We start from the raw sequence: 8,170 nt of genomic DNA, 5'->3' as shown, positions 1-8,170 counted from the left end.
GGGAACCGGAGCCGCTGCGCTGGCTGGCGATGAACGCCGGCCTGAGGATCATGTCCTCAGCCGACCACACCGAGCACCGCACGTCCCGCCCGTCTCGCCGAGCCGATCTCTTCAACCGCTTCCTGGGCCACTGACCCCGGGTTCCCAATCCGTTGATCAAGGAGTTTGTGTCTTCCGGACACGGTTTCCTTGACACAAACTCCTTGATCAACGCGCGGAGGCCGGCGGAGGGGGTCAGTGGTGGGGTGGGATGACCCGGAGGTGGCCCCGGCGGCCCTGCTGGTGGGGGGCCTGGGGCTTGGTGGTGGGTTCGTCCTCCGGAGGGCGCGGCGGGGCCGGGCGGGCGGCCTCACGGACCGCCTCGGCCAGCGCCACCAGGTCGTCGGTGGTGGGCGGCGGCGGCTCGAACTCACCCTCGTGCCGCACCACGTCCCAGCCGCGCGGGGCGGTCAGGCTGCGGGCGTGCGGCTCACACAGGTCGTACGTGTGCGGTTCGGCGAACGCGGCGAGCGGGCCCACCACCGCCGTCGACTCGTTGTAGACATAGGTCAATGTGGCGACCGCTTGCCGGGGGCAGCCGTTACGGGAGCAGCGCCGTGGTGACCTCACGGCGGCAGGGTATCCCCATTACCGGGTCCGGCGCACCGCTTCGCGTTACGACACGCCCGTCATGGTGATCACAATTCCTCCGATCGGCTCCCCGGCGCGCCGGACAGCCGCGCGGCGACGGGTGGACCGCCACCCCGGGCTACCCTGTCCGTCATGACGAGCCCGCAGAACCGCCGCCCCGGCTCCGGCCGGCGCACCCACCGTGACCGGCACGGTCGCGGGCTGCGCGGGCGGCTGGTGCCGGCCACCGTCCCGCTGGCCCGGACGAAGGCCGAGGTCTTCGACGACCTGGTGCTCGACACGGTGGAGACGCTCGAACGCCGGTTCGCCAAGGAGCTGGCCGGGGTGGAGTTCGCGGTCGAGGACGTCCCGCCGGATCTGAACGTCTACGACTCGGACGTGCTGGAGGACGGCGAGGTGCCGCTCGCCCGGCTGCTGCCCGGGCGGCCCGGCCGCCAGGAGGTGCCGCCCCGGATCGTGCTCTACCGGCGGCCGCTGGAGTTCCGCGCGATGGACCGCGAGGATCTCGCCGACCTGGTGCACGACGTGATCATCGAGCAGGTGGCGAATCTGCTCGGGGTGGACCCGGACGAGCTGGCCTGACGCCGCCACCCGGCCGGCCCCCGCCGGCCGGACAGCGACCCGGGCCCGGGCGGCCCCCACCGCCCGTCGGCCCGTACGTGGATCAGGCGGCGACCCGCCGCTTGAGCTTGCGCCGCTCCCGCTCGGAGAGGCCACCCCAGATTCCGAACCGCTCGTCGTGGCCGAGCGCGTACTCCAGGCATTCCGTCTTCACTTCGCACCGCGAGCAGATGCGCTTCGCCTCGCGGGTCGAGCCGCCCTTCTCGGGAAAGAACGCCTCCGGGTCGGTCTGCGAGCAGAGCGCCCGCTCCTGCCACTCCGGCGCGTTCCCGAGCAGGTCGGCCACCTCGAGCTGGCCGTCCATCGATTGCCTCCTTGTCGCGCACCGGCGTCATTCGCCGCTGCAACCCCCCACGCGAAAGGCGTGCCTGTCCGTACGGTCACCATTTGTTGCGTTCCGCGCGAACAACCCCATTCAAATTACACGCGTGTAATGCGTGCGCCGTCAAGCCAAACTTGATAATGGAGTCGCCCTCCCGACACGTCCGGGACGACCGCCGCGGTCGCCCGTAGCCTCGCAACCTGCCCTATCGATTCAGACCCCGGACGAGTAACGCCCTCCCCGGCGAGTTGCCGGAAGTTTTCTGCCGTGGCGCACCGCCGGCGGGCCGGCCGGACGCCCCCGCCGGCCGCTCGTACCAAGATCAGAATTGGTGGGCCAAAGGGTAACGCGCTCGTTGCGGTACCGCCCGCCGAGCCGTCCAACGCCGACTGCGCCCCGTCCACCATGTGGACAGGGCGCAGGCGTAGGCGCGGTCGCCGGTTCAGTCCACCCGGGCGGGTGAGCTGGTCGGCCAGACGAATTCGGCGATACACCCACCGGTAACAGAGATCGCGCCGGCCGATGTGTTCTCGTCCCACCAGACGGTATAGACACCCGCCTCCAGGTCCGGGTAGACGGCACTGTGGAAGACCCCGTCCAGGACGTGCCGCTCGCGTACCGCGGAGTGGGTCCGCGGGCTGTCGAGGTCCGCCCGGCTGATCTCGATTTCCCGGCCGTGCAGGTCCCGGCCGGTGTGGATGATCAGCGCGCCGCGGTCGCCGCCGAGGTCGAGCACGACGCTGCCGACCTCCGACGGGCCGAGATCGTGATGGTGTGACATCCGCGTCTCCCGTCAGGACTTCTTCGCCTGCGGGTTGCCGAACCCGTCGTACGGTGTGCCGAGGAACGGGAAGTCGGCCAGGAACGGCGCGGTGACGTCGGCCGCGCTCAGACCCGGCGTGACCGCCGCGGCGGCGGCGTCCGGGCGGAACGTCTTGTCGACAAGTGGCACGGTCAGGCCCGCGATGGCACGCAGCGCGATCGTCACCACGTCGTCGGCGACGCGACGGCCGTTCGGGTAACCGGCCAGGTCGCCGCCGAGCACGCCGAACCGGTCCGGTGTGCGGCTGGGCCGGATCGCCGTGTTCAGCCGCAGCATGTCCGCCTGGACGTCGCCGGTGGTGTTGGCGAAGCCGTCGATCAGTCCGGCCGGGATTCCGGTGAGCAGGATCGCCACCAGGTCGGCGCGCGGCTTCTTGGACTTGTTCAGCGCGTCCAGATTTCCGAACACGCCCGGGTACAGCGCCGGCAGCAGCGCGGCCAGCTCGGGCCGCTCGACGAACCCGGCGAAGCGCTTGTCCTCCGAGGGCGGCAGCGTGTTCCACACGTCCTTCCTGGACATCGGCACGATGACCTCGTTGAACAACGGGTTGCCGAGCCGCGACACCTGGGTGAACGGGCCGGCCGCGGTGTCCGCGGAGACCCGGTCGCCGAGCACCCGGACCTGCTGGCGGGACGCGGTGGTCCACACTCCGATGGTCGAGGCGCGGTCGGCCACGCCGTAGCGGGCGGCCTTGCGGCGCACCTGGTTCAGCGGCACCTGCACGGCGATGCTGTGCACGTTCAGCCGGTCCAGCGCGTTAACCGGCTCACCCTCGGCCTGGAACAGCTTCTTGCCGGCCACGTGCAGCTGCTGGAACGGCCGCAGCGTGCCCAGGTCGAACACCGCGCCCAGGTCGACGAAGAAGCCGTCGGCACGCTGGCCGGCGAACACCTTCTCGCCGGTGGACAGCTTGAACGTCGCCTGGCGTACCAGGTTCTGGTACTTCGGGGTGGACAGCGGCCCGACGTTGCAGGGCGGGCAGGGCAGCTTGTGCGCCAGCACCCGCGCGCGGCCGTCGGCGATCCGGGTCAGCCGGTAGAACTGCCGCCGGTTCCAGTTCTTGCTCTCCAGCGACTCGATCGGCCCGGTGTTGTAGAGAAAGCTGTTCTGGTTCGTGATCTCCGTGGTGAATTCGAAACGATAGGTGACGTCCGGATTACCGTCGCCGTCGTTGTCGATGTGAATCTCGTACCGGACGTCGTCGCCGAACTCGAAGAAGTTCGGGCCGCCGGAGGGAAGTTGCACCGGCACGTAGTTGGCGATCAACGTGACCGTGTCCGGCTGGCTCGGCGTGACGAACGCGTACAGGTCGGAACTGTCGGCGACCGGATCCTTGGCGATCTCCGGGGCCTCGCGGTGAGAGGACATGGCGGACGCACCTTCGTCGGGGGAACGGAAGACGGAACCGGCGCCGGGAGCCCACGCCGGTGGAGGGGTGGGATCAGCGCCGGCCGGCGGCGCGCACCAGGCGGTCGGCCAGACCGCGGTCGCGGATCTCGACCCTTGTCGTACCGACGAAGACGTCGATCGCGCCGGTGGCGGCGTCGCGGAGGTGAGCCACGATCGGCTCGTCGCGCCGGCTCGCCGTGGGGGAGTTCTGCGCGGCGGACAGGCCCGGCACGGTGAGGGCGGCGGCGCCCAGCGTCGCGCTCGCCGCGGCGGTGAGCGTCTGCCTGCGGGTCAACCGCGGCCAGGTCCGCCGTTTCTTCGGCGCGTCGGTGGTCTCGTCAGTGCTCATCGGCAACCTTTCCGGACCGGCGCCGCAGCGCCACAACGGGCCCGGGACGCCCGGACACCGCCGGGCCCCGGTTCTGGGGTCACCGGCGGCGGTCCTCGCCGAAACCGCCGCCGGCATCCACAGGTACGGCAGGCGACGGGGAAAGGTTCGACCTCAGGCGCCGGCGTGACCGTACGCGGTCGTCCGCTTGCGGAACGGGCGGCCCGCGGCGGTGGCGATGGCCCGCAACTGCTCCTCGGTACGGGCCGAGCCGTTGCCCGAGCCGGCCATCCGGGAGATGGTCTCCTCCATCAGCGTGCCGCCGAGGTCGTTGCAGCCGCCACGCAGCATCGCCACCGTGCCCTCGTCGCCGAGCTTCACCCAGGAGCACTGGATGTTGCCGATCCGGCCGTGCAGCAGCAGCCGGGCCATCGCGTGCACCGCCCGGTTCTCCCGCCACGTCGGACCCGGGCGGGCGATGCCGGCCAGGTAGATCGGCGCGTTCGTGTGCACGAACGGCAGCGCCACGAACTCGGTGAACCCGCCGGTACGGTCCTGCACCCCGGCCAGCACCCGGAAGTGGGCCAGCCACTGGCCCGGGTGGTCGACGTGGCCGTACATCATCGTGGAGCTGGACCGGATGCCCAGCTCGTGCGCCGTGCTCACCACCTCGACCCAGGCGGCGGCCGGCAGCTTGCCCTTGGTGAGCACCCAGCGCACGTCGTCGTCGAGGATCTCGGCGGCGGTGCCCGGGATGGTGTCCAGCCCGGCCTCGCGGAGCTGGAGCAGCCACTCCCGCACCGGCACGCCGGCCTTCGCGGCGGCGGTGACGATCTCCATCGGGGAGAACGCGTGCACGTGCATGCCCGGCACCCGCTCCTTGATCGCCCGGACGATGTCGGCGTAGCCGGTGACCGGCATCTTCGGGTCGATGCCGCCCTGAAGGCAGACCTCGGTCGCGCCGGCCGTCCACGCCTCCTCGGCCCGGTCGGCGACCTGTTCCAGGGACAGCCGGAACGCGTCGGCGTCGCTCTCCCGCTGGGCGAACGCGCAGAACCGGCACCCCACGTAGCAGACGTTCGTGAAGTTGATGTTCCGGTTCACCACGTACGTCACGTCGTCACCCACCGCGTCCCGGCGCGCGTCGTCGGCGAGCCGGCACAACTCGTCCAGCGCCGGGCCGTCCGCGCCGAACAGCGCCAGCGCCTTCGCCTCGTGCGCCGGCGTCAGCAGCGCGGCCGGGTCGTCCGCGGCCAGCCGCAGGCCCGCGCGCAGGTCGGCGTCCGCGCCACCGGCAAGGGGTACGCCCGCGCGCGCCTGCGGCGCCACCTTGCCGGCCACCTCGGCCCAGTCGCCGTACACGCTGTCGAAGTCGCCCCGCCGGTCCTCGGTGCGGCCGGTGACGTCGATGGTGGCGTGCAGGTCGGTCCGGCCGCCGTAGGTCTCCTCCGGCTCCTGCCAGGGCTGCCCCACCGGGCGGGCCTCCTCGACCGCGAGCCCGGTGGCCGGGTCGGCGAGCGCCGTGACGTGCGGCAGCAGGCGCGGGTCCAGCCACGGGCCGCCCGCGCGGACGTACTCCGGGTAGACGGTCAGCCGCTCGCGCAGCGTGAACCCGGCACTCGCGGTACGCGCCGCCAGCTCCTCCAGGTGCGGCCAGGGGCGCTCCGGGTTGACGTGGTCGGGCGTGACCGGGGAGACGCCGCCCCAGTCGTCGATGCCGGCGCGCAGCAGCAGGTCGTACTCGCCCGCGATCAGGTTCGGCGGAGCCTGGATGCGGGCCTTCGGGCCGAGCAGCACCCGGGCCACCGCCACGGTGGCGGCCAGGTCGTGCAGCTCCGCGTCCGGCATGCCGCGCATCGCCGTGTCCGGCTTGGCGCGGAAGTTCTGCACGATCACTTCCTGGAGGTGGCCGTACTCCCGCATCGCGCGGCGGATCGCGAAGATCGCGTCGACCCGCTCGGCCCGGTTCTCGCCGATGCCGATCAGGATGCCGGTGGTGAACGGCACCCCGACCCGGCCGGCGTCGTCGAGCACCCGCAGGCGGACCGCCGGCTCCTTGTCCGGTGAGCCGAAGTGCGGGCCGCCCGGCTCGGACCAGAGCCGGGTGGCGGTGGTCTCCAGCATCATGCCCATGCTCGGCGCGACCGGCTTGAGCCGCTGCAGCTCCGACCAGGAGAGCACGCCCGGGTTGAGGTGGGGCAGCAGGCCGGTCTCCTCCAGCACCGCCACCGCGCAGGCGCGCAGGTAGTCCAGCGTCGAGTCGTACCCCCGCTCGTCCAGCCACCGGCGGGCCGCCGGCCACCGCTCCTCCGGCCGGTCGCCGAGCGTGAACAGCGCCTCCTTGCAGCCCTGCGCGGCGCCCTCGCGGGCGATCGCCAGCACCTCGTCGCGCTCCAGGTAGGCGGCGGGCAGCCGGTGCGGCACGGTCGCGAACGTGCAGTAGTGTAGTGGCAGCGGTCCCGGCAGAGCCGGGTCAGCGGGATGAAGACCTTCTTCGAGTACGTGACCACGCCCGGCCGCCCGGCGTCGCGCAGCCCGGCGTCGCGGACCTCACCGGCGATCCGGAGCAGTTCGTCGAGCATCTGCCCGCGCGCGGCGAGCAGCGCGCCGGCCTCGTCGGCGTCGAGCGCCCGGCCGGTGGCGGCCCGTCCCAGCGCCCGCCGGACGCTCGCCTCGGTCGGTTCGGGGTCGCTGCGATCAACCATCCGCCCAGCCTATGCGCTGCCGGGCGACAGGCCGCCCGCGCCCGCTCGCGGTCCGGGCAACGGGACGGCCCGCGTGGCCCGCCTCACAGCGGGACCGGCGCGGGCCGTCGGGAGCCTGCCGTCGGGCGGGCGACGGCGCTCCGTCGCCCGCCGCGCGGCTCAGCGGGGCTGGTTCGGGTCCTCGCGGTCGAACCGCTGGGTGCGCTCGTCGTCGGCGGCGGGCGTCGACGCGCCCGGTTCGGCGGACTGGCGCGGGATCGCCTGCGTCGGGTCGGCCGACGGCGGCTGGCCGAACGGCGGCGCGGACTGCGGCGAGCCGTACTGCGGCGCCTGCTGCGGACCGGCGAACGGCGAGCCGGACTGCGGGGCCGACTGCGGGTCGGCGAACGGCGGGCCGGACTGCGGGGCGTGCGGCGGCGCGGTGTTGAACGGCGGCGCCGACTGCGGCTGGACGTACTGGCCGGGCTGCTGCGGCCAGCCGGGCGGCGGCGAGCCGGCCTGCGGGTAGCCCGGGCCGGGCTGCTGCGGGTAGCCGCCCGGACCGGGGTAGCCGCCGGGCTGCCCCGGCTGCTGCGGCCAGCCGGGCTGGGCCTGGCCGTACACGCCCGGCTGCGCCTTGGGCTTCGGCACGTAGTAGAGCGTGCGCCAGATCTTGAACACCACGAACGCGGCGACCGCGAAGAGCGCCAGCCAGGCAGCGCGGGTCAGCAGACCGAGGAACGCATCGAGCACCTCACCGTCGGCGAGCCGGCCGACCAGCCAGATCAGGAACGTCAGCGCGCCGAACACGGCGGACACGGCGTACTCGACCAGCGCCACCTGCGTGATCAGCTTGGCCTTCGGCACGACCGGGCGGATCACGGTGGCGATCAGGACGGCGAGCAACGGCAGGACCGTCGCCTCCAGGCCGACGAAGCTGAAGTACGTGCTTCCCGCCCGGCCGCTGAACGTGCTGTAGTCGTCGACCGGCACCAGCAGGCGCAGCAGGCCGACGAAGAGCAGCACGGCGTTGGCGCCGAGAAGGACGAGCGCGGCCAGTTCGCGCAACGGCTTGATCAACTGGCTGGCCTGCGCGGCGTCGCCGGACGCGGGCTCGGCGGGGCTGGTCACGGACTCCCCCAGGGGACGAAAGCGGACAGTTGCCGAAGTGAGCGTAGTCTCTCCGGCCACCGAGCGATCGACGGCGGCACGTGCGGAAGGATGGACGCATGCGCATCGTGGTTCTGACCGGCGGCATCGGGGGCGCCCGTTTCCTGCTCGGCGTACGGGCGTACGCCCGCGAGGTGGGCGCCGAGGTGACCGCCGTGGTGAACGTCGGCGACGATCTGCTGCTGCACGGGCTGAAGGTCTGC

At 72.6% G+C, this 8,170-nt stretch carries 8 protein-coding genes and 1 pseudogene; 2 read left to right on the top strand and 7 right to left on the bottom strand.

Features of this window, described 5'->3' with window-relative positions; genetic code table 11:
* Window positions 1–234: 234 nt before the first annotated feature.
* Window positions 235–609 carry a DUF3499 domain-containing protein gene (locus KBX39_RS16045; RefSeq protein ID WP_043326466.1) on the bottom strand — a complete coding sequence of 125 codons (375 nt, stop codon included), beginning with the start codon at window positions 607–609 and terminating at the stop codon, window positions 235–237.
* A 153-nt stretch (window positions 610–762) separates the two neighbouring features.
* On the opposite strand from KBX39_RS16045, the gene KBX39_RS16040 reads away from it, so the two are divergent.
* Window positions 763–1,212: a metallopeptidase family protein gene (locus KBX39_RS16040; RefSeq protein ID WP_018787548.1), complete on the top strand. Its 450-nt coding sequence runs from the start codon at window positions 763–765 to the stop codon at window positions 1,210–1,212.
* Between the two features lie 82 nt (window positions 1,213–1,294).
* Here the strand turns inward: KBX39_RS16040 and KBX39_RS16035 are convergent, their stop codons facing one another.
* The 6 genes and pseudogenes from KBX39_RS16035 to KBX39_RS16010 form a co-directional block, all read right to left on the bottom strand.
* On the bottom strand, window positions 1,295–1,555 hold the full coding sequence (locus tag KBX39_RS16035; protein WP_013284161.1) for a WhiB family transcriptional regulator: 261 nt from the start codon (window positions 1,553–1,555) through the stop codon (window positions 1,295–1,297).
* A gap of 460 nt (window positions 1,556–2,015) precedes the next feature.
* A complete protein-coding gene (locus tag KBX39_RS16030) occupies window positions 2,016–2,354 on the bottom strand; it encodes a hypothetical protein (protein ID WP_043326469.1) in 339 nt (112 codons plus the stop codon).
* A gap of 12 nt (window positions 2,355–2,366) precedes the next feature.
* Window positions 2,367–3,764, bottom strand: coding sequence for a DUF4331 domain-containing protein (locus tag KBX39_RS16025; protein WP_210871301.1), 1,398 nt, complete (start codon window positions 3,762–3,764; stop codon window positions 2,367–2,369).
* A 73-nt stretch (window positions 3,765–3,837) separates the two neighbouring features.
* Entirely contained in the window at window positions 3,838–4,134 is a 297-nt protein-coding gene (locus KBX39_RS16020) for a hypothetical protein (protein ID WP_030501355.1), read from the bottom strand.
* A 153-nt stretch (window positions 4,135–4,287) separates the two neighbouring features.
* Window positions 4,288–6,818 (bottom strand): annotated as a pseudogene (locus KBX39_RS16015) (bifunctional FO biosynthesis protein CofGH).
* A 159-nt stretch (window positions 6,819–6,977) separates the two neighbouring features.
* On the bottom strand, window positions 6,978–7,928 hold the full coding sequence (locus KBX39_RS16010; RefSeq protein WP_210871299.1) for a hypothetical protein: 951 nt from the start codon (window positions 7,926–7,928) through the stop codon (window positions 6,978–6,980).
* A 98-nt stretch (window positions 7,929–8,026) separates the two neighbouring features.
* Here KBX39_RS16010 and KBX39_RS16005 point away from each other — a divergent pair.
* On the top strand, window positions 8,027–8,170 hold a 144-nt coding region (locus tag KBX39_RS16005; protein WP_210871303.1), incomplete at its 3' end, for a 2-phospho-L-lactate transferase CofD family protein.

Origin of the sequence: Micromonospora sp. D75, assembly GCF_018070405.1 — a bacterium.
Lineage (GTDB): Bacteria > Actinomycetota > Actinomycetes > Mycobacteriales > Micromonosporaceae > Micromonospora > Micromonospora chalcea.
Note: the sequence above shows the minus strand (reverse complement) of the source record. Positions and strands in the feature narration are given on the sequence as shown.